Below are 20,503 nucleotides of genomic sequence, written 5' to 3' on the forward strand. Positions count from 1 at the left end.
TGGCGCGGAATCTTCAGCGGGCGCGGACGTTGAAGGAGGGGTGAGCTCGACGATACGGACGACACAATTCTCGATCCTGGACCGCTCCCGCACCAGAGAGGGACACCCGGAGGGGGCCGCGCTGCGTGACACCGTGGATCTGGCGCGGCAGGCGGAGCGGCTCGGCTACCACCGGTTCTGGGTCTCCGAGCACCACAGTGTGCCGGGGGTCGCCGGGTCCGCGCCGACGGTGCTGGCGGCCGCGGTGGCCTCCGCGACGTCCTCGATCCGGGTCGGCACGGGCGGCGTGATGCTGCCCAACCACCGGTCGCTGGTGGTCGCCGAGCAGTTCGGGGTCCTGGAGTCGCTCTTTCCCGGCCGGATCGACATGGGGCTCGGCCGGTCGGTCGGCTTCACCGGCGGCATCCGGCGGGCTCTGGGCACGGAGAAGGACGCCACCGAGGACTTCAGCGCCCAACTGGCGCAGCTCATCGGCTACTTCACGGGTACGCAGACCGCTCATCCGCAGGTCCACGCGCGTCCCGCCGAGGGGCTGCGGGTGCCGGCGTTCGTGCTGGCGACGGGCGCGGGGGCGCAGGTCGCCGCGGAGGCCGGCCTCGCTCTGGTCATCGGCGACCTCCGCGGCCGGGCGAAGATGCTCGACGCGATCGAGTCCTACCGGGCACGGTTTCGCCCCTCGCACCTGTGGGGCCGCCCGTATGTGGTGATCTCCGGGACGGTCGCGGTCGCGGCGACGACGGAGGCGGCGCGTCGGCTGCTGGTCCCGGAGGCCCGGGCGATGGCGTACTCCCGGACGCACGGTGTCTTCCCGCCGCTGCGGCCCGCCGAGGAGATGCTCCCGGCCGGCGGGGGAGCCGACGGCGAGGGTGCTGTGTCCGCGCGGGAGCGGGAGTTCTACGAGGAGGCGCTCCGTGGTCACCTCTACGGCACCGAGGAGGAGGTCGCCGGGGCCCTCGACGCCCTTATCGAACGCACCGGGGCGGACGAGGTCCTGGTCACCACCAGCACCTATGACCGCACGGCCCTGCTGGAGTCCTATGAGCGACTGGCCCGGATCGCGGGACTGAGGGGACCGGGCTGAGGCTGGGCGGGGGAGTCGGCGGGCGCCCGCCGAGCCCCCCTGCCGGTTACCCGCACTCTGCGCCGCCGCTCCCGCAGCCCCGCCGGTCGCCCCGATGCCTGCCTTCGGCCCGTCGCGGCTTCGGTCCCTCGCGGGTTCGGCCCCTCGGCCTCGCGGCCCCCGTGACGACCGGCGGGGCACCGGGCTTCCTCCCTTACGTCCCGGCGTCCGCCGCCGGCAGCCGCTCGACCTCGGCCCGGTCGTAGCGGTCCAGCGGGCCCGGCCGGAGTCCGTTGCGCTCCGCGGTGACCTCGAACTTTCCCGGTGCCCACCCCAGCAGCGTCGCCGCCTCCTTGGCCGTGAGGCTCCGGGCGAGCCATTCCTCGCGTTGCTTCACCACGGTGGCGACGTGCTCCTGGGGGAGGCCGTCGAGGTCGTCCAGGCCGTACATGGGATGGCCGCGGAACTCGCCGACAGCACGCAGCAGACCCTGGTCGGCCAGGGCGCGGACATCGGGCCGCTCGACCGGGAGGCCGGTGCGGGCGGCGAGCCGTGTCGCCGCGTCGATCGAGCCGAGCCCGGGGTGGTCCCCCAGGACCTCGCGGATCTCCGCCACCCGGTCGCGCAGTGTCTCGACCACCTCGCGCGACCAGCGGGTGCCGTCCACGTCCGGCGGTGGGATGAGCCCCTGCTGCTCCGCCCGGCCGGCCTGCCAGCGCTCCAGACCCAGCTCCTTCGCCAGCTGGTGGGGGCCGAAGCTGTCCCGCTTCGGCACTCGCCGCCGGGCGGCCCCCGCGGTGGGCTGAGCATCGGGATAGTGCGCGTCGTCCACGGCGGCCAGGATCGTCTCGACGCGGTCCACGAGAGCCTTGGCGACGGATAACGACCACCGCTCGTCCGCCACGTCCGGCGGCGGGATCAGCCCGCGCGTCTCCGCGCGGCGCAGGTGGCGTGGTGCGATGCCCAGCCAGTGGGCCAGCTGCTGCGGGCCGAAGTCCTTTTCCCCTGTCACGATTCCTCCCCGTTCCGTAACTGCCACCACCCAGCCTACGGCGTGGGTATGACAGTCAACTGTGCCTTGGGAGAGGGGCGTTGGGGCCGAGGGCGCCATCGCTTTCCGGGCCTGGCCCAAGGCTCTGCGGCTCCCTCGGGAGGATCCGGCTGCGGGCCCCGGAGGCGGTGCGTCCGGCGCCCTGGTTCCGGCGGGAGCGCCCCTCCCGGCCGCGTCGGTGACGTCGGGCCGGGTGGGGCGGGGCGCCGGATGACGGGCCCTGGGTCAGAGGGCCTTGGCCGCGGGCTTCACCATGCCGCGCACCGTGCGGGAGTCGACGAACTCGCCCATGGCGGTCATCTCCCACTCGCCGGAGAACTGCCGGATGAGCTTGGCCATCATGACGCCCGTGCGCGGCTCGGAGCCGGTGAGGTCGAAGCGGACCAGCTCCTCGCCGGTCTGCGCGTCGGCCAGGCGGCAGTACGCCTTGGCGACGTCGGAGAACTTCTGGCCGGAGAAGGAGTTGACGGTGAAGACCAGGCCGGTCACCTGCGGGGGCACACCGCCGAGGTGGACGGTGATGACCTCGTCGTCGCCGGAACCGTCACCGGTGAGGTTGTCGCCGGAGTGCTGGATCGCGCCGTTGAGGATCGACAGCTTGCCGAAGAAGCAGTTGTCGATCTTCTTGCGGTCCGGGCCGTAGGCGATGACGGAGGCGTCCAGGTCGATGCTCTTGCCGCGGAAGGCGGGCTCCCAGCCGAGCCCCATCCGGACCGAGCTGAGCAGTGGCTGTCCGCCCTTGACCAGCGAAACCGTCTGGTTCTTCTGGAGGCTGACGCGGCCCTTGTCCAGGTTGATCTTGCCGGCGCCCGGAGCCGGCGCGGCGGGCGGTGCCGCGGGTGCGGCGGGCTGCGATGCGGCCGGTGCGGCGGCGGGCGGCGCCGCGGGCGCCTGGGGGGCGGCCTGCGGGGCGGCGGGAGCCGGTGCCTGCGGGGCGGCCGGCTCCTCGACGCTCACGCCGAAGTCGGTCGCGATGCCGGCCAGGCCGTTGGCGTAGCCCTGTCCGACGGCGCGGACCTTCCAGACGCCGTTGCGCCGGTAGATCTCGACGACCACCAGGGCGGTCTCCGTGCCGAGCTGCGGCGGGGTGAAGGAGGCGATGACGCTGCCGTCGTCGGCGTTGCGCACCGTGCCGGTCGGTTCGGTGCCCGCGAAGGTGGCGCCGGCGGCGTCCAGGCTCGCGGTGACGACGACCTTCTCGATGCCGTCGGGTACCGCTCCGGTGTCCACCGTGATGGTGTCGCCGCCGCCGGGGGCCGCGGAGTGGGTGACACCGGGGCCGTTGGGCTGGTTGTAGAACACGAAGTCGTCGTCCGAGCGCACCTTGCCCTCGGCGGTGAGCAGCAGGCCCGACACATCCAGCCGCACGGGGGCGGTGACGTCCACCGCGACCCGCGCGGAGGTGAGCGGGAGATTCGAGCCAGGAGTCATAGCGGTCATGCCAGCAGTAACGACCGGCCGGCTTTTACGGTTCCATTACCCGCACCCGGATGGTCGCCGGGCCGGTCCGCAGCCGTCGCCGTGGCACCCGGCGGGCGCCCCCCCCGCCGCGCCCGCCCGGCTCAGCGGCGGTCGCGGGAGTTGCCGAACAGCAGGCGGTAGGCGATCAGCAGGACCAGGGCCCCGGCGATCGCGGCCACCCACATCGAGGGGTCGTAGAAGTCCTTGGGTATCGGACGGTCCAGGACGCGGGTGGAGAGCCAGCCGCCGATGAAGGAGCCGGCGATCCCGATCAGGGTCGTCCCGACGAGCCCGCCCGGGTCACGCCCCGGCAGCAGGACCTTGGCGATGACGCCGGCGATGAGTCCCAGTACGAGCCAGCTGACGATGCCCATGATGCGTTTCCTCGTTCCTGCGGTGTGACGTTGGTGCCGTGTGCGCCGCGCCCTGTGCGCCGCGCCTCTGTCCTGCTTCTCTGCCCCGCTTCGTCTTCAAGGACGCGAGGGGGCGGTGGCGAGTTCCGTACGGTGACGGATCGGCGTCGTCGGGAGCGGGGCGGGGCGGGGATCGTCGGGGGCAGGATCATCGTCGGTGTCGTCAGCCAACTGCTCGCGTGCCTGCCCGACGGCCGGTGGCGGTCCCCGGTGGGCGGGCTCGCGCTCAGATCAGTACGGCCAGCGCGGCGGGTCGGTGCAGAACGCGCCACCGAGATGGGCGTGCTCGGGGTTGTCGGGGTCGAGCTCGCCCTGGGCCGCGATCAATTCGGCCGCGTAGGGCTCGGAGTCGTCCTGCGGGTCGTAGCCCAGGGCGCGGGCGGACGAGAGGTCCCACCACAGGCGGGTGTTGGCCGAGGAGGCGTAGGCGACCGTGTGTCCGACGTCCTCGGCGGTCAGCGCGGCGTGCAGCAGCCGGGCGGCGTCCGCGGGACTCAGCCAGATCGACAGCATGCGCACGGAGGTCGGTGCGGGGAAGCAGGAGCCGATGCGCAGGGAGACGGTTTCGATGCCGTGCAGGTCCCAGTAGAGCGAGGCGAGGTCCTCGCCGAACCCCTTGGACAGGCCGTAGTGGGTGTCGGGGCGGCGGGGGGTGCCGACGGGGATCGCGCCGGAGCCGTCCGGGGGCCGGGGGGTGAAGCCGACGGCATGGTTGGAGGAGGCGAAGACGATGCGGCGCACGCCCTCTTCGCGGGCGGCTTCGTAGAGGTGGTAGGTGCCTTCGATGTTGGCCCGCAGGATCTGCTCGAACGGGGCTTCCAGGGAGATGCCCGCGAAGTGGATGATCGCGTCGACGCCGCGTACGGCCTCGCGCAGCGCCTGCTTGTCCGCCAGATCGGCGGTGATCGCGTCCGGTTCGCCGTCGATCGGCCGCTGGTCGAAGAGCCGCAGGCGGTAGCCGTGGGGCGGCAGCAGCTCGCGCATCAGGGTGCCGAGCCCGCCGGCGGCGCCGGTGAGCAGAACGGTGCGGGGTGCGGTCATGTGCGGGGACTCCTCCGGCTGCGCTGTGACGCTGGATGCGTGGACAGCATTCAGATGTGTGGACACGCTAAGGACCGCCCCGCAGGTGGTCAAGGAGGCCGGTGGAAGGGGTGAACCCGCTTGACGCGCCGGGGATTTCGCGCCCTTGACCGACGTGGGACGGCTGCTCTAGCGTGGTCGGGTTCATAAATATGGACGCAGATCAGAATCATGCACGAGTGCATGCGCATGCGTGCCAGGGAGAGCCCGTGACCCCAGCCCCGCCGCTCGCCGGCCGCCTCGACGGACTGCTGTTCTTCCCCGTGACCGCGTACGCGCCGGACGGCGCCGTGGACCTGGACGCCTTCCGGGCGCATGTGCGCGGCGGTATCGACGCGGGCGCGGCCGCCGTCTTCGCCTGCTGCGGCACCGGGGAGTTCCACGCGCTGACCCCGGAGGAGTTCGGGGCCTGTGTCGCCGCCGCCGTGGCGGAGGCGGCGGGCCGCGTCCCGGTCGTCGCCGGAGCGGGCTACGGCACCGCGCTCGCCGAACGCTTCGCCCGCATCGCCCACGAAGCCGGCGCCGACGGCCTGCTGGCCATGCCGCCCTATCTCGTCGTCGCCGAACAGGAAGGGCTGCTGCGGCACTACACCGCCATCGCCGCGGCCACCCCGCTTCCCGTCATCGTCTACCAGCGCGACAACGCCGTCTTCACCCCCGAAACCGTCGTCGAACTGGCCAGGACGCCGGGCATCATCGGCCTCAAGGACGGTCTGGGCGACCTCGACCTGCTGCAGCGGATCATCAGCGCCGTGCGCACCGACGCCGCCGACGAGAGCTTCCTCTACTTCAACGGGCTGCCCACCGCGGAACTCACCGGCCCCGCGTACCTGGGCCTGGGAGTACGGCTCTACTCCTCCGCCGTGTTCGCCTTCGCGCCCGAGATCGCCCTGGTCTTCCACCGGGCCCTGAACGCCGGTGACGATTCGACGGTCGCCCGGCTGCTCGACGGCTTCTACCGGCCCCTGGTCGACCTGCGCAACAGGGGCCGCGGGTACGCCGTTTCCCTGGTCAAGGCGGGCGTGCGGCTGCGCGGCCTGGAGGTGGGGGAGATCCGGCCCCCGCTCACCGAACCGGCCCCGGCGCATGTCAAGGAGCTCGCCGCACTGATCGACCGCGGCCTGCTCCTGGCCGCCGACGCTCCGGAGAACGGCGCCTGATGCACACCGCCGCCTTCCTCTATCCCTGGGACATCGTCGGCGACCCGGACGCCGCCGGCCGTATCGCCGACCTCGGTGTCCAGCAGGTCACGCTGGCCTCCGCCTACCACTCCACCCGCGCCCTGACCCCGCGTCACCCCGGCCACCGCATCGTCACCGCCCGGCACGCCGCGGTCCTCTACCCCCCGGACGCCGAGCGGTGGGCGGGACGCACACTGCGGCCGTACACCCAGGACTGGGTGCCGGGTGCGGACCCCTTCGGGGCGGCCCTGCGGGCGCTGACCGAGGCAGGGCTCGACGTGCACACCTGGGTGGTGCTGGCGCACAACTCCCGTCTGGGCGACGAGCATCCGTCCGCCGTCGTCCGCAACGCCTACGGGGATGCCTACCCGTGGGCACCGTGCATCGCCCGCGGCGAGGTGCGCGAGTACCTCGTGGACCTCGCCGCGGAGGCGGCGGTCCGCCCCGGCGCCCGGGGCACCGAGCTGGAGTCCTGCGGCTGGTACGGAATGGCCCATCTGCACGCCCACGACAAGGTCGCCGGGGTCCCGCTGTCCGGCGCCGGACAGTACTTGATGTCGCTGTGCTTCTGCTCGGTCTGCTCGGACGGGTACACCGCGCTGGGGATCCCCGCGGCGGAGGTGCGCGCGGGCGTGCGGCAGGCGCTGGAGCCGCTCTGGAGGGAGGAGCCGGGCGCGGGCAGCCCGCCCCCGGCGGCGGCCCCGGCGGAGCGGGCGGCGGAACGGGACCTGATCGAGGCGCTGCTCGGCGGGGACCTCGCCGGTGTGGTGCGCACCTGGCGCGACCGTGCGGCCCGGTCCCTGCAACGCGCGGCCGTGCGCGCCGTACGGGAGGCGGCGGCGGAGGAGTTCCGGGTGCTGCTGCACGCCGACCCGGCCGCGCACCGCTGCGGCGCCAACGCCGGGGTGGATCCGGGGGATGTCCTCGCGCACGCCGACGGGGTGGTCGTGCCGTGCACCGGCGATGACGCGGCCCGCGCCGACGCCCTCGGGCCGTTCGCCGACCGCCCGGCCACCGCCACCGTCGCCGCCAACCTCACCGTCGTCGCCGGTATGGGCGGCAGCCCCGGCACCCTCGCCGCCGATGCGGCGCACGCCGTCTCACTGGGCGCGAACGCGCTGCGGCTCTACCACGGGGGGCTGGCGGGCGACGGCGACCTGGCGGCCGTGCGGCACGCCCTGCGCACCACGCTGCCGGGCCTCGGAAGCTGACCCCCAGGTTGCCGTGAGGGTGGGGTGTGCGCGTCACGGGCCCTTGCTGCCGGTGAGATGGGCGAAGACGACGACGTTGCCCAGGTACTCCTGGGTGGCCTCGTCGAAGCCGCCCCCGCAGGTGATCAGACGGAGTTCGGGGCGGGCGGCCGGGCCGTAGACCTTGTCGTCCGGGAAGCCGTCGCCCTGGTAGACCTCGACGGCGTCGACCGTGAAGAGTGCCGTCCGGCCGTCCGCGCGCCGGATCTGGATGGTGTGGTTCTTCTGCACGGAGCCGAGGCGGTAGAAGACGGCGGGCCCCGCGTGGTTGTCGACATGACCGGCGATCAGAGCGGTGCCCCCGGCGCCGGGTGCGGTGCCGGCCGCGTACCAGCCGGCCAGGTTCGTGTCCTTCTCCGGCGGCGCCGCCAGGCTCCCGTTCGCGGCGAGCCCCAGCCGGGTCAGCGGCGCGTCGACGCCGATCGACGGCACCGTGACGCGCACCGGCTCCGACACCGGCAGCGGTCGGGCCGCCGGGCCCGCGGAGGGCCCGGCCCTCGATGACGCCGCCGAGAACCCCTGGGTCGCGGACGGCTGCGGCGGGGCGGCGGCCCCGGCGCCCTGGGCGACCAGCCAGATCCCGGTGCCCAGCGCGAGAAGCGTGCCGATGGCTATGACGGTCCTGTCCCCCTGCGCGCGGCTGCTGGTTCCCATGGCGGTGCGCACCCCTCCCAGAAAGCGGTGGACGGCTCACGTCCCGGCCTCCCGTGTACGGCGGTCCCTCGGGAGGCGGGCGGCTCGTGGGTCACCGGCCGTGGCCGGCCCCGGTCAGATCCGGTCTCCCGAGCGGCGGCGGCGCGAGGCCCAGGCGCCACCGGCGACCGCGGCCAGCAGCACGGCCGCGCCCGCGGCGATTTCGGTGGTGTCGGTGTTCTCGCTGGTGGTGCCGACACCCGTCGCCACCTTGCCCTTGGGCGGGGAGGCGGGACCGTCGGCCGGGGCGGTGCTGGGACCACCGGCCGGGGCAGCGGTGTGGCCGCCGGCCGGAGCGGCGTGGGTACCGGCGGCCGGGGCGGCCGTGCTACCGCTGCCGCGGCCGATGTGGACGGTGCCGGTGAGATCCTTGCCGCCGGCGCAGGTGCCGCTGATGCCGTAGTTGCCGGGCCAGGTGCCCTGCCGGATGGTCAGCTCGCCGGTCAGCGGGCCCCGTACGGACTCCTGGGTGAGCTTGATGGTGCCCGTGCCCAGCGTGCTGGTGTCGACGCTCGCGGTGCGGCTGTTCCCGCAGCCCGTGACGGCCAGGGAGATCGTGGAGCCGGGCCGGGCCGGGTGGGGCGACACCTCGATCACACCGAAGTCGCCGGCGTACGCCGCGGTGGCGGAGAGGCCGAGAGCGGCCAGGGAGACCCCGGCGCCGGTGAGAAGTCGAGTGGAACGCATGGCACGAACCTCCACGAAGCACGGACGTGGCACACCACTGCGCCTGAGGGGAATTCCGCGCTTCCTGGTTCCGAGATAAGCGGTCCGGCGTCGGGAGAGCATGCTGACGAGCCGTCAGAACACCCCCACTCGGGCGTCACGGCACCCGAGTTCGTCGACAAAGGCGCAGGCCAGAGGGGGTTTCCCGCGGACGCCTCGCAGCCGTCCGCAGTGAGGTGAACGGGTGACCGGCCCGACCCGGGGTGTGTGACACTCCGTGACGGAGTGCCGGAGCGGCGGCCCCCGAAGGGGCGGTGGGCCTGCGCGTGGCGCCTCGGACGCCCGCCCGGGCATTCAGAGCCGGCGGGTGGCCAGCGTCAGGCGGTCCCGCGCGTCGAAGAGCGTGTCCTTGATCATCTGTTCGTGGGCCGGAGTCAGCCGGGCCACCGGCACCGAGCAGCTGATCGCGTCCCGCGCCGGCGTGCGGTAGGGGATCGCGATGCCGAAGCAGCGCAGACCCAGCGTGTTCTCCTCGCGGTCCACCGCGTAGCCCTGCTCGCGCACCGCGTGCAGCTCCTCGATCAGCTTCTCGCGGTCGGTGATGGTGTGTTCGGTCAGCGGCGCGAGGGTGGGCGGCAGCAGCGCGCGCACCTGGTCGTCCGTGTAGGTGGCGAGCAGCGCCTTGCCCAGGGACGTGGAGTGCGCCGGCAGCCGGCGGCCGACGCGGGTGAAGGGGCGCAGGTAGTGCTGCGACTGGCGGGTGGCGAGGTAGACGACGTTGACGCCGTCCAGCCGGGCGAGGTGGATGGTCTCGGTGGTGTCGTCGGAGAGCCGGTCCAGGGTGGGCCGGGCGGCGGCCACCACCTCGTCGCCGTCGATGTACGACGTGCCGACCAGCAGGGCGCGGACGCCGATGCCGTAGCGCGTACCGGTGGCGTCGGTCTCGACCCAGCCCAGGTCGACGAGGGTCCGCAGCAGCATGTAGAGGCTGGACTTGGGATACCCGACGGCTTCCTGTACGGATGCCAGGCTGTGCATACCGGGGCGGCCCGCGAAGTACTCCAGCAGCTCCACCGTCCGTACCGCGGACTTGACCTGCGCTCCACCGGCATCGGCAGCTGACATCGCCCTTGACCCCTCTGTTCGGACACCCATAGAGTCCCAGAGATTCACCATCCGGGACAGCGTTCAGCATACCGAACACGGTCGGGTGTGCGGCAAGACTTCATCGGGAAGGAATGCACGGTGGCAGCAGCGGCAGCAGCACCAGTCTGGAGCGTCGACCCCCGAAGCGGGAAGCGGCGTGAGCAGGTTGCGGTGGAGGCGACGGCGGCCGAGGTGGATGCCACGGTCGGCGCGGCGCACGCCGCTCGCGCCTCGCTCGCCGACCGGGACGTGCGCGCGGCCTTTCTGCGTCGCGCCGCCGAGGTGCTGGAGGAGGCGGGCGACCGCGTCATCGAGGCCGCCGACGCCGAGACGGCGCTCGGCCCGGGGCGGCTGACCGGGGAACTCGGCCGGACCACCTACCAGTTGCGCGCCTTCGCCGACATCGTCGCCGAGGGCGCGTTCCTCGACGTACTGATCGACCACGCCGACCCGGCGCTCGCCCCGCCGCGGCCCGACTTGCGCCGCTACAAGATCCCGCTGGGCGTGGTCGCGGTCTACTCCGCCAGCAACTTCCCGCTCGCCTTCTCGGTGCCCGGCGGCGACACCGCCAGCGCCCTGGCGGCCGGCTGTCCGGTGGTGGTCAAGGCGCACCCCGACCACCCCGCCACCTCCGAGCTGTGCGTCGCGCTGCTGCGCCGGGCCGCGGCCGACGTCGGCCTGCCCGAGGGCGTGGTGAGCCTGGTGCACGGCTTCCAGGCCGGCGTCGACCTGGTACGCCACCCGCTGATCACCGCCGCCGGCTTCACCGGTTCGGTACGCGGCGGCCGGGCGCTTTACGACGCCGCCGCGGCCCGTCCGCAGCCCATCCCCTTCCACGGCGAGCTCGGCAGCCTCAACCCCGTGGTGATCACCGAGGCGGCGGCCGCCGAACGCGCCGAGGAGATCGGCGCCGGCCTGGCCGGCTCGGTGACCCTCGGCGTCGGGCAGTTCTGCGTCAAGCCCGGCCTGGTCCTCGCCCCCGAGGGGGCGGCCGGCGACCGGCTGCTGAAGTCGCTGACCGCGGCGGTCAGCGACAGCGAGGCAGGCGTCCTGCTGGACCACCGGATGCGCGACGCCTTCGTGGACGGCGTCCGGGCCCGCGCCGAACTCCCCGACGTCCAGGCTCCGGTGACCCCCGGTGCGGGCGGGGAGCACAGCGTCAGCGCCGGCTTCCTCGCCGTGCCGGCCACCCGCCTCGCCGCCGAGGGCCCGCACGACCTCCTCCTGGAGGAATGCTTCGGCCCGGTCACCGTCCTCGCCCGCTACGCCGACGAGTCCGAGATCGGCGCGGTCCTCGCCCGGCTCCCCGGCAATCTCACCGCGACCCTGCAACTCGGCGACGAGGAGGGCGCGGGCACCGACGCCGAGGGCCGCGGCGCCCGGCTGCTTGCCGACCTCACCCCGCTCGCCGGCCGCGTCGTCGTCAACGGCTGGCCGACCGGCGTCGCGGTCGCCCCCGCCCAGCACCACGGCGGGCCCTACCCGGCCACCACCTCCACCTCCACGTCCGTCGGCGGCACCGCCATCGAACGCTGGCTGCGGCCGGTCGCCTACCAGGACGCCCCGCCCGCGCTGCTCCCGCCCGAACTGCGGGAGGACAACCCGCTCGGGCTGCCGCGCCGCGTCGACGGCCGTGCCGAAGGCGCGTAGGGCCGACGGCGCCTTGCGTCCCGAAAGCGGGGGACCCGCCCTCCAGGTCCGCGTGGCACACACCGCGGACCTGGAGGCGATCGCCACCCTGCACAGTCGCGCCCGCGCCGCGTACCAGCGCGGCCGGGCGCCCGGCGTGCCCTTCGACCTGCTCGCCGAGCACACTCGCTGCCGGGCCGTCTGGGAACGCGCCCTGGAGCGCGACGACGCCCTCTGCGGCGTGCGAGAAGGCACAGTCCTGGGCGCCGCCTCCTACGGGCGCCCCTCAGGCCCGGGAGCCCGCGGAGCCGTCACCCTGCACCAGCTCCATGTCGACCCCGACCACTGGGGCACGGGCGTCGGCCGCGCCCTGCACACCGCCTGCGTGCTCGCCTGGCGCAGCGCCGGGTTATCCCGGGCCGCCCTGGACGTGGTCTGGCACAACCAGCGGGCCCGCGCCTTCTACAGCGGACACGGCTGGCGGCCTGACCCACGCCGCCGCCCCGCCCCCGACGCCACCCACCTCACGCTGACCCTGGCCCTCGCGGCAGCACCTGCCGGCGGGCACTGAGCCGCTGCCGTCGACGGGGCCCGTGGCCCGTGGCGCGCCGGGACCGGGCCCCGCGGAATAGCGTGCCGCCGCTGCCTGTTCCCCTCACGCCCCCGCGACGAAAAGCCGCGACAAGAGCAGCGGCAAAGTCCGCGACAACACGAAGGTCAGCCACTCCATGCGCGTCGAAATCTGGTCCGACATCGCCTGCCCCTGGTGCTACATCGGCAAGGCCCGCTTCGCGTCCGGGCTCGCCGCCTTCGCCCACCGCGACGACGTCGAGGTCGTGCACCGCTCCTTCGAACTCGACCCGAACGCCCCGGCCGCCGGCGACACCCCCGTACTGGACATGCTGGCCCGCAAGTACGGCGTCACCCGCGAGCAGGCCGAGGCCATGGAGGCCCGGGTCGCCGGCGCCGCGGCGGAGGAGGGGCTGGACTACCGCTCCGACCGGATCCACGGCAACACCTTCGACCTGCACCGCCTGCTGCACCTCGGCCGGGCGCACGGAGTCCAGGACGCCCTGCTCGACGCCCTCTACCGCGCCAACTTCGCCGAGGCCCGCCCCCTCGGCGACCCCGCCGTGCTCACCGCGATCGCCGTCGGCGCGGGGCTGCCCGCCGACGAGGTCGCACGGGTGCTGGCCGATCCGGACGCCTACGCGGACGCCGTCCGCGCCGACGAGCGGGAGGCCGCGGAGCTGGGCGCCACCGGCGTCCCGTTCTTCGTCATCGACCGCCGCTACGGCATCTCCGGCGGACAGCCCGCCGAGGTCTTCCGGCAGGCCCTGGAGCGCGCCCACGCCGACGGCGCAGGCCACCACCTCCCGGCCGGCGACGCCGAGGTCTGTGCGGACGACGGCTGCGCCGTGCCCGGGACATGACCGCCCGTCGGCCCGCCCGCAGGCCCGCCACCAGCGCGGATGAGTGCTTTACGCGGGCCGGCACGGCGCAGACGCCATGGACGTGGCACGGATCGCCCCGCACAGTGGGGGCATGCAGCGACGAAAGCCACTCGGCGGGGCCGAATTCGCGCCCGAGACGATCTACCTGAACTCCGCGTCCAGCGGACTGCTTCCGGCCCGCAGCGCCGCCGCGGTGCGCGCCGCCCTCGACGAATCCGCGACCTACGGCACCATGGGCCGCGACTACTTCGCCCCCGCCGCGGCCTCCCGGGCCGCCTTCGCCCGGCTCCTGGGCACCTCCCCGGAGCGCGTCGCCATCGGCAGCTCGGTCGCCGTGCAGTCCGCCTTCGTCGCCGCCACGCTCCCCGCAGGCTCCGAAGTGCTGGTGCCCGAAGGCGACTTCAGCTCCCTGGTCAACCCCCTGGCCGCGCGCCCCGGCATCACGCTGCGCAGCGTTCCGCTCGCCGACCTCGCCGAGGCGGTACGCCCGGGCACCGCGCTGGTCGCGTTCAGCGCCGTGCAGTCGCTGGACGGCACGATCGCCGACCTGGAGGCGGTGCGGACCGCCGCCCGGGCCCACGGCGCACGTACCTATCTCGACATCACCCAGGCCGCCGGCTGGCTGCCGCTGCGCGCCGCCGACTTCGATTTCGTCGTCTGCGGGGCCTTCAAGTGGCTGCTGTGCCCGCGAGGCACCACCTTCATGGCCTTCGGCGGGCAGGACCGGGAAGCGGCGGCGTGGCCCGCCGCGCTGCACGCGGGCTGGGTGGCCGGAGAGGACACCGGCGCCTCCAGCTACGGGCCCGTCGTCACACCGGCCGCCACCGCCCGGCGCTACGACGAACCGCACGCCCACTACTCCTACGTCGGCGCCGAGCACTCCCTCGCCCTCATCGAGGAGCTGGGCGTCGACACCGTCCACGCCCACAACACCGCGCTCGCCGACCACTACCGCGCCGGACTGGCCGCCCGCGGACTCACCCCCCGCCCGGCCCCCGGCTCGGCGATCGTCTCCACCCCCGGGATCGCGGACGCGGAGACCCGGCTGACCGAGGCCGGCGTGCGGATCTCGGTGCGCGGCGGGCTGCTGCGCGCCGCCTTCCACCTCTACAACTCCACCGACGACGTGGACCGGCTGCTGGAGCTGCTCGCCTAGGGATTTCGTTCCGATCCGGCCGGGCCCGGGGGAATGCCGGGGTCGGCCGGGCTGCTGAAACCATGGTCAAGACCTCGACCGCACGCAGGTCGAGGTCCCGTGGCCCAGCAACCGAAAGGCCCTCAGTGACCACCGCCTTCGACCCCGTCGACCTCGCCGGCACCCCCCTCGCCAACCGCATCGTGATGGCACCGATGACCCGCAACCGCGCCACGCAGGGCGGCGGCGTGCCGACCGACTCGATGGTGACGTACTACGCCCAGCGCGCCACCGCCGGTCTGATCGTCACCGAGGCCACCCAGCCCTCCGTCGTCGGCCAGGGCTATCCCTTCACGCCCGGACTGCACACCGCGGAGCAGGTCGCCGGCTGGCGCCGGGTGACCGACGCCGTGCACGAAGCGGGCGGCCGGATCTTCGCGCAGCTGTGGCACGGCGGCCGGATCGGCCACCCGGACGTGCTGCCGGACGGCCTGATACCGGTCGCGCCGTCGCCGGTGGCCGCCGGCAGCCAGGTCTTCACCGAGGACGGCATGAAGGACTGCGTCACCCCGCACGAGCTCACGGACAGTGAGATCCGTGCCACCGTCGCCGACTTCGCGGCGGCCGCCCGCAACGCCGTCGAGGCCGGCTTCGACGGCGTGGAGATCCATGGCGCCAACGGCTATCTCATCCACCAGTTCCTGGCCCCCAACAGCAACCTGCGCACCGACGCGTGGGGCGGCACGACCGAGGGCCGGATCCGCTTCGCGGTGGAGGTCACCCGCGCGGTGGCCGACGCGATCGGGGCCCACCGCACCGGCCTGCGGCTCTCGCCCGGCAACCCCTTCAACGACATCGACGAGCCCGCCCCCGAGCCCCTCTACACGGCGCTGCTCCAAGCGGTGGAGCCGATCGGCCTCGCCTACCTGCACGTCTGCGACGTCCCCGACCACGAGCTGCTGGGACGGCTGCGCAAGCACTTCACCGGCACCTTCGTCCTCAACCCGGCAGGCGACGGGCGCCCCGCCGGCCCCGAGGACCTGGCGCTCGTCGAGGACGGCACCGCCGATCTGCTGGCCTTCGGGCGGCAGTTCCTCGCCAACCCCGACCTGCCCCGGCGGCTGGCGCTCGGCGGGCCCTTCAACTCGCCCGACCGCGCGAGCTTCTACGGCGGTGACGACACCGGCTACCTGGACTACCCGGCCCTGCCGGCCTGATCCCGAAGGCGGCCGCGGCGGGGCGCCCGGGCACCCCGCCCGCCGTTCACACCTCGCCGCGCACGGTCCGGACCAGCCGGTCGAGCACCGCGCCGTCGCTCACCCGAAGGCCGTCGTGCTCCCACTCGTTGGTCACCCACACCCGCAGGCCCCGGATGCGATCGGCGGTCCGCAGCGACTGAGCGGTGTCGACGTACATGTCGTCGAAGTAGACGGCCGCGGCGGCCGGCACGGTGTTGCGGGCCAGCCGCCCGGCGTCATACAGATCCGGCCAGTCGGTACGCTCCGCGAGCGCCTGCGCGGTCTCCTTCAGCGGGACCAGCGCGGGATCGGTGTCGAACAGCCACGGGTACATCATCTCGCCGGTGAAATACAGCGGCCCGTCGCCGGCCAGCGCCGCATCCACGTCGAACTCCGGGAAGCCGGCGCGTACGCGCTGCGCCGCCCAGGCGGTGGGGCCCGGATCGACCGAGCGCTGCCCGTAGATCGTCTCGTGCAGCACCGCGAACAGCGGGGTGGTGGCGTAGGAGAGATGGCCCTGCACGGCGTGCAGGAACGCGTCCGCGAGTTCGGGGCCGCCGGGACCTCTCACCCAGGGCTCGGAGACGAGGTGGTGCAGGGTGTGCGAGCCGGTGCCGCTGCCCAGCATCAGGCCGAGCGCCTGGAACGCCTCGGCCGTCAGCAGCCCGCCGCCCGGCAGCCGTACGGTCCGCTCCCGCAGGTGCGCGGCGATCTCCTTCGCCGCCGCCACGTCCTGCGGATAACGGGCGTAGTGGGCGGCGTTCTTGCGCGCGACCCTCGGATAGGCCGCCAGATAGACGTCCTCCGCGCTCGCGTCGATCCCGGGCAGCCCGCCGGTGAGGTACGCGGCGCTCAGGCCCTCCGGGGCCCGGGAGAGGTAGGTGACGGTGCAGAACCCGCCGAAACTCTGGCCCAGCGCGCTCCACGGCGCGCCGCCCGCCACCAGCCGGCGCCGGAACAGCTCGGCGTCCCGCACGATGGCGTCGGCGCGGAAGTGCGCCAGGTAGGCGGCCTGTTCGGCCGGGCCGCCGCGCAGCGGCAGGGTCTGCCGGTTGGCCGGTGCCGAGCGTCCGGTGCCGCGCTGGTCCAGCAGCAGTACGCGGTGGTCGTCGAGCGCCCGGGACAGCCAGGAGTCGCGGCCCAGCGGGCGGGGAGCGGGGCAGCCCGGCCCGCCCTGGAGGTAGACCAGCCAGGGCAGTTCGTCCCGCTCGCGGCCCGCGGCGACCACCTCGCGTCCGTAGACCGCCAGCTGCTCGCCGTCCGGATCGTCGTGGTCCAGGGGCACCTCCAGCAGATGGTCGGTCAGCACTACACCGGGCAGCCGGTCGACAGCCATGCGCTCTCCTCGCTCCTTGTCTCCGTCGCCACCATGAAACCGCAGGTCGGGCAGGAGCGGCGGGCAGTGCCCACGGCGGCATCCGGTACGCCCGCACAACGCAGCGCGGCCCCCGCACAGTCGATGCTGTGCGGCGGCCGCGCCACCCGTGCGTACCGGTGAACCGCCGGCGAAGGCGGTGGTTCCGGAGTGATCCGCTACTTCACCGGAGTGAAGTCACGTGCGCCGATGTAGTCCGGGCGCCGGATCGGAGCCGCGAACGGATCCACCGCGGCGTTCTCCACGCTGTTGAACACGATGAAGACGTTGCTGCGCGGGTACGGGGTGATGTTGTCACCGGAGCCGTGCAGGGCGTTGCAGTCGAACCACGTCGCCGAGCCCGCCTTGCCGGTGAACAGCCGGATGCCGTGCTTGTCGGCCATCTTCGTCAGCACCTCGTCCGACGGGATGCCCGCGTCCTGCATCTGCAGCGACTTCTTGTAGTTGTCCTTCGGCGTCTCACCCGCGCAGCCCACGAAGTGCTCGTGGGAGCCCGGCATGATCATCAGGCCGCCGTTGGTGTCGTAGTTCTCGGTCAGCGCGATCGAGACCGACACGGTCCGCATGTTCGGCAGACCGTCCTCTGCGTGCCAGGTCTCGAAGTCCGAGTGCCAGTAGAAGCCCGAGGCACCGAATCCGGGCTTCACGTTGATCCGCGACTGGTGGACGTAGACGTCCGATCCGAGGATCTGCCGGGCGCGGCCGACCACACGCGGGTCGGAGACCAGCTTGGCGAACACCTCGCTGATCTTGTGCACCTCGAAGACGGTCCGTACGTCCTGGGACTTCGGCTCGACGATCGAGCGCGGGTCGGCGCGCATCGTCGGATCCAGGACGAGTCGGTCCAGCTCGGCGCGGTACACCGCGACTTCTTCCGCCGTAAGCAGTTCCCCGATGGCGAAAAAGCCGTCGCGTTCGAAGTCGCTCAGCTCGGACGGCTCGAAAGGTCCGGCCGTTCCGGGCTGCGACCACACCACCGGGTCCCTTCGCGGAGTGATCACCTCAGTGGATCCGCGGGTCGGGTACAGGTCGGCGGTGCGCTCGGGTGCGGTGGTCATGGTGTTGCCTTCCTCTCCTCTCGAAGTGCTCTGTCTTACCTGCTCGTGTGCGTGCCTTCCTTGCTGCCGGACGGGGCAGGCGGAGTACGCCTCAGACCGTCTCGGGTTCGGTGAGCAACGGGTAGACACCGTTCTCGTCGTGGTCCTCGCGGCCGGTCACCGGAGGGTTGAACACACAGACGCAGCGGAAGTCCGTCTTGGGCCGCATCGTGTGCTTCTCGTGGCCGTTGAGCAGGTACATCGTGCCGGGCGTGATCCAGTGCTTCTCGCCGGTCTCGTCGTTCGTGAGCTCGGCCTCGCCCTCTACGCACAGTACGGCCTCGATGTGATTCGCGTACCACATCGACGTCTCGGTTCCCGCGTACAGCGTGGTCTCGTGAAGCGAGAAGCCGACGCGCTCCTTGGCGAGCACGATGCGCTTGCTCTCCCACGTGCCGGAAGCGGCCTTGACGTGGCGGTCGGTGCCTTCGATGTCCTTGAAGGATCGGACGATCACGGTGAGTCGGTGCCTTTCTGTGAAACGGTAAGGAGCTCTGGGCTGTTCAGGCGCAGTCGCGGACCGCGCGGGCGAGGGTGCGAAGGCCCTCGTCCAGCTCCTCGGGGGTGGTCGTCAGTGCGGGGAGCAGCTTGACGACCTCGCTCTCCGGGCCGGAGGTCTCGATGAGCAGACCCAGCTCGTAGGCGCGCTTGGCGATTTTGTTGGCGAGGCTCTTCTCGACGCACTCCAGGCCCCACACCAGACCGCGGCCGCGGTACTCGGCGATGGCTTCCGGGTGCTCCTCGACGATGGCCTTCAGGTGGGCTTCCACGATCTCACCGCGGGCGAGAGTCTGCTTCTCCATCTGACCGTCGGCCCAGTAGGTGTCCAGCGCGGCGGCGGCGGTGACGAACGCCGGGTTGTTGCCGCGGAAGGTGCCGTTGTGCTCGCCCGGCTCCCACACGTCCAGCTCCGGCTTGAACAGCGTGAGCGCGAGGGGGAGGCCGTAGCCGCTGATGGACTTCGAGACGGTGACGATGTCCGGCACGATGCCCGCCTCCTCGAAGGAGAAGAAGGCACCCGTACGGCCGCAGCCCATCTGGATGTCGTCGACGATCAGCAGCATGTCGCGGCGCTCGCACAGGTCGGCGAGGGCGCGCAGCCACTCGGCGCGGGCGACGTTGATGCCGCCCTCGCCCTGGACGGTCTCGACGATCACCGCGGCGGGGGTGTTCAGGCCCGAGCCCTGGTCCTCGAGCAGCCGCTCGAACCACAGGAAGTCGGGGTACGCGCCGTCGAGGTAGTTGTCGAACGGCATCGGGGTGCCGTGCACCAGCGGGATGCCGGCGCCGGCGCGCTTGAAGGCGTTGCCGGTCACGGCAAGCGAGCCGAGCGACATGCCGTGGAAGGCGTTGGTGAAGGACACGATCGACTCGCGGCCCTTGACCTTGCGCGCCAGCTTCAGCGCGGCCTCGACGGCGTTGGTGCCCGTCGGGCCGGGGAACATGACCTTGTAGGGCAGGTCACGCGGCCGCAGGATGATGTTCTGGAAGGACTCCAGGAACGCCCGCTTGGCCGTGGTGGACATGTCCAGGCCGTGGGTGACGCCGTCGCGCTCGATGTAGTCGATCAGCGCGCGTTTGAGGACCGGGTTGTTGTGGCCGTAGTTCAGTGACCCGGCACCGGCGAAGAAGTCGAGGTAGGTGTGGCCGTCCTCGTCGAACATGCGGCTGCCCTGCGCACGGTCGAACACGGTCGGCCAACCGCGGCAGTAGCTCCGCACCTCGGACTCAACGGTTTCGAAGACGCTCAGATCGGGCTGGGTGATGGTCACAGCATGCTCCTGGGAGATGAGTGGCGAAAGGGGGAGAAGTCTTGGGTGGCTGGGGGCGGGACCGGCGGTGTTACGGGGTGTGCCGGAACCGCGTGGCGTACGCGGCATCGGAGCCGCGTGGCCCGGAGGCCGTCAGCGCCCGGAACCCGGTGGAGGGTCGAACGGGCCGATGAGGTGCAGGACCTCCGGCTCGTGGCCCTGCTCCGGGAACAGTCCCGCGTCGAAGAGCACCTCGCGCTTCAGCGACACCTGGTGGCGCTCGGCGAACGAGGAGAACAGGCGGTTCGACGCGGCGTTGTCGGGCGTGATCGTCGTCTCTACGAGGCGGATGCCCAGCTCACGTGTGGCGCGGGCGGTCAGCCCGTCCAGGAGTGCGGCGGCCAGCCCCTGACCCCGGTGCGCGTCGTCGACGGCGACCTGCCAGACGACGAGCGTGTCGGGGCGCTCGGGGCGGATGTAGCCGGTGACGAAGGCCGCCGGCTCGCCCTCCGCGTCACGTGCGACGACGGAGGTGGCGGCGAAGTCGCGACACCACAGGAGGTAGCTGTACGAGGAGTTCAGGTCCAGTGCCTTGGAGTCGCGAGCGATACGCCAGATCGCGGCCCCGTCCTCTACGCGTGGGGTGTCGAGCTTGAAGCCCTCCGGCAATTCTCTGATATCGCTACGGGCACCTGCATGGTCTGCTTGTGCGGCGGTCATAGAAATTAAATTTACCCAGTGAAAAAGGAAATTGCATCGCGAGGAGGGGTTACGGAACGGATCGCTTTGTGGTATCGCGCGGGGGCGCTCGAGCGCGCGATCC

General features: G+C 72.7%; 20 protein-coding genes. 8 read left to right on the forward strand and 12 right to left on the reverse strand.

Annotated features, from left to right (window positions below; translation table 11 throughout):
• The first annotated feature begins 40 nt into the window (after positions 1-40).
• Positions 41-1,081, forward strand: a complete 1,041-nt coding sequence (locus tag QOM21_RS27865; protein ID WP_407553747.1) for an MsnO8 family LLM class oxidoreductase — start codon at positions 41-43, stop codon at positions 1,079-1,081.
• A 193-nt stretch (positions 1,082-1,274) separates the two neighbouring features.
• Here the strand turns inward: QOM21_RS27865 and QOM21_RS27870 are convergent, their stop codons facing one another.
• The 4 genes from QOM21_RS27870 to QOM21_RS27885 form a co-directional block, all read right to left on the reverse strand.
• A complete protein-coding gene (locus tag QOM21_RS27870; protein WP_407553748.1) occupies positions 1,275-2,072 on the reverse strand; it encodes a hypothetical protein in 798 nt (265 codons plus the stop codon).
• 264 nt (positions 2,073-2,336) lie between these two features.
• Entirely contained in the window at positions 2,337-3,542 is a 1,206-nt protein-coding gene (locus QOM21_RS27875) for a TerD family protein (protein WP_407555860.1), read from the reverse strand.
• 131 nt (positions 3,543-3,673) lie between these two features.
• Positions 3,674-3,946 (reverse strand): GlsB/YeaQ/YmgE family stress response membrane protein, encoded by a 273-nt coding sequence (locus tag QOM21_RS27880; protein ID WP_407553749.1) that lies wholly within the window; start codon positions 3,944-3,946, stop codon positions 3,674-3,676.
• A 270-nt stretch (positions 3,947-4,216) separates the two neighbouring features.
• The gene (locus QOM21_RS27885; protein ID WP_407553750.1) at positions 4,217-5,026 is read right to left on the reverse strand and encodes an NAD-dependent epimerase/dehydratase family protein; all 810 of its coding nucleotides are present in this window, start codon (positions 5,024-5,026) and stop codon (positions 4,217-4,219) included.
• 302 nt (positions 5,027-5,328) lie between these two features.
• Between QOM21_RS27885 and QOM21_RS27890 the strand changes: the two genes are divergently transcribed.
• Positions 5,329-6,225, forward strand: a complete 897-nt coding sequence (locus tag QOM21_RS27890) for a 5-dehydro-4-deoxyglucarate dehydratase (protein ID WP_407555862.1) — start codon at positions 5,329-5,331, stop codon at positions 6,223-6,225.
• Entirely contained in the window at positions 6,225-7,457 is a 1,233-nt protein-coding gene (locus tag QOM21_RS27895; protein WP_407553751.1) for a hypothetical protein, read from the forward strand. The genes QOM21_RS27890 and QOM21_RS27895 overlap by 1 nt, the downstream gene beginning before the upstream one ends.
• Before the next feature lie 33 nt (positions 7,458-7,490).
• On the opposite strand, the gene QOM21_RS27900 is transcribed toward QOM21_RS27895, so the two are convergent.
• The 3 genes from QOM21_RS27900 to QOM21_RS27910 form a co-directional block, all read right to left on the reverse strand.
• Positions 7,491-8,150 (reverse strand): class F sortase, encoded by a 660-nt coding sequence (locus QOM21_RS27900; protein ID WP_407553752.1) that lies wholly within the window; start codon positions 8,148-8,150, stop codon positions 7,491-7,493.
• A gap of 114 nt (positions 8,151-8,264) precedes the next feature.
• Positions 8,265-8,876 carry a hypothetical protein gene (locus QOM21_RS27905; RefSeq protein WP_407553753.1) on the reverse strand — a complete coding sequence of 204 codons (612 nt, stop codon included), beginning with the start codon at positions 8,874-8,876 and terminating at the stop codon, positions 8,265-8,267.
• A 333-nt stretch (positions 8,877-9,209) separates the two neighbouring features.
• On the reverse strand, positions 9,210-9,980 hold the full coding sequence (locus QOM21_RS27910; RefSeq protein WP_407553754.1) for an IclR family transcriptional regulator: 771 nt from the start codon (positions 9,978-9,980) through the stop codon (positions 9,210-9,212).
• A gap of 120 nt (positions 9,981-10,100) precedes the next feature.
• On the opposite strand from QOM21_RS27910, the gene QOM21_RS27915 reads away from it, so the two are divergent.
• From QOM21_RS27915 to QOM21_RS27935, 5 genes are all read left to right on the forward strand, one after another.
• Positions 10,101-11,651 carry an aldehyde dehydrogenase (NADP(+)) gene (locus tag QOM21_RS27915; RefSeq protein WP_407553755.1) on the forward strand — a complete coding sequence of 517 codons (1,551 nt, stop codon included), beginning with the start codon at positions 10,101-10,103 and terminating at the stop codon, positions 11,649-11,651.
• 52 nt (positions 11,652-11,703) lie between these two features.
• Positions 11,704-12,201 carry a GNAT family N-acetyltransferase gene (locus QOM21_RS27920; protein WP_407553756.1) on the forward strand — a complete coding sequence of 166 codons (498 nt, stop codon included), beginning with the start codon at positions 11,704-11,706 and terminating at the stop codon, positions 12,199-12,201.
• A gap of 157 nt (positions 12,202-12,358) precedes the next feature.
• A complete protein-coding gene (locus QOM21_RS27925) occupies positions 12,359-13,063 on the forward strand; it encodes a DsbA family oxidoreductase (protein WP_407553757.1) in 705 nt (234 codons plus the stop codon).
• Between the two features lie 112 nt (positions 13,064-13,175).
• On the forward strand, positions 13,176-14,240 hold the full coding sequence (locus QOM21_RS27930; RefSeq protein WP_407553758.1) for an aminotransferase class V-fold PLP-dependent enzyme: 1,065 nt from the start codon (positions 13,176-13,178) through the stop codon (positions 14,238-14,240).
• A gap of 125 nt (positions 14,241-14,365) precedes the next feature.
• Positions 14,366-15,436, forward strand: a complete 1,071-nt coding sequence (locus QOM21_RS27935) for an alkene reductase (protein ID WP_407553759.1) — start codon at positions 14,366-14,368, stop codon at positions 15,434-15,436.
• Positions 15,437-15,482: 46 nt separating this feature from the next.
• Here the strand turns inward: QOM21_RS27935 and QOM21_RS27940 are convergent, their stop codons facing one another.
• The 5 genes from QOM21_RS27940 to ectA form a co-directional block, all read right to left on the reverse strand.
• A complete protein-coding gene (locus tag QOM21_RS27940; RefSeq protein WP_407553760.1) occupies positions 15,483-16,793 on the reverse strand; it encodes an alpha/beta fold hydrolase in 1,311 nt (436 codons plus the stop codon).
• A 197-nt stretch (positions 16,794-16,990) separates the two neighbouring features.
• Positions 16,991-17,890: an ectoine hydroxylase gene (gene thpD, locus QOM21_RS27945; RefSeq protein WP_407553761.1), complete on the reverse strand. Its 900-nt coding sequence runs from the start codon at positions 17,888-17,890 to the stop codon at positions 16,991-16,993.
• Between the two features lie 91 nt (positions 17,891-17,981).
• On the reverse strand, positions 17,982-18,386 hold the full coding sequence (locus QOM21_RS27950; protein ID WP_393895911.1) for an ectoine synthase: 405 nt from the start codon (positions 18,384-18,386) through the stop codon (positions 17,982-17,984).
• Positions 18,387-18,432: 46 nt separating this feature from the next.
• A complete protein-coding gene (gene ectB / locus QOM21_RS27955; RefSeq protein ID WP_407553762.1) occupies positions 18,433-19,701 on the reverse strand; it encodes a diaminobutyrate--2-oxoglutarate transaminase in 1,269 nt (422 codons plus the stop codon).
• A gap of 132 nt (positions 19,702-19,833) precedes the next feature.
• Positions 19,834-20,400, reverse strand: a complete 567-nt coding sequence (ectA, locus tag QOM21_RS27960; RefSeq protein ID WP_407553763.1) for a diaminobutyrate acetyltransferase — start codon at positions 20,398-20,400, stop codon at positions 19,834-19,836.
• Between the last annotated feature and the right edge of the window lie 103 nt (positions 20,401-20,503).

Source organism: Streptomyces sp. Pv4-95 (genome assembly GCF_045782725.1).
Classification (GTDB): domain Bacteria; phylum Actinomycetota; class Actinomycetes; order Streptomycetales; family Streptomycetaceae; genus Streptomyces.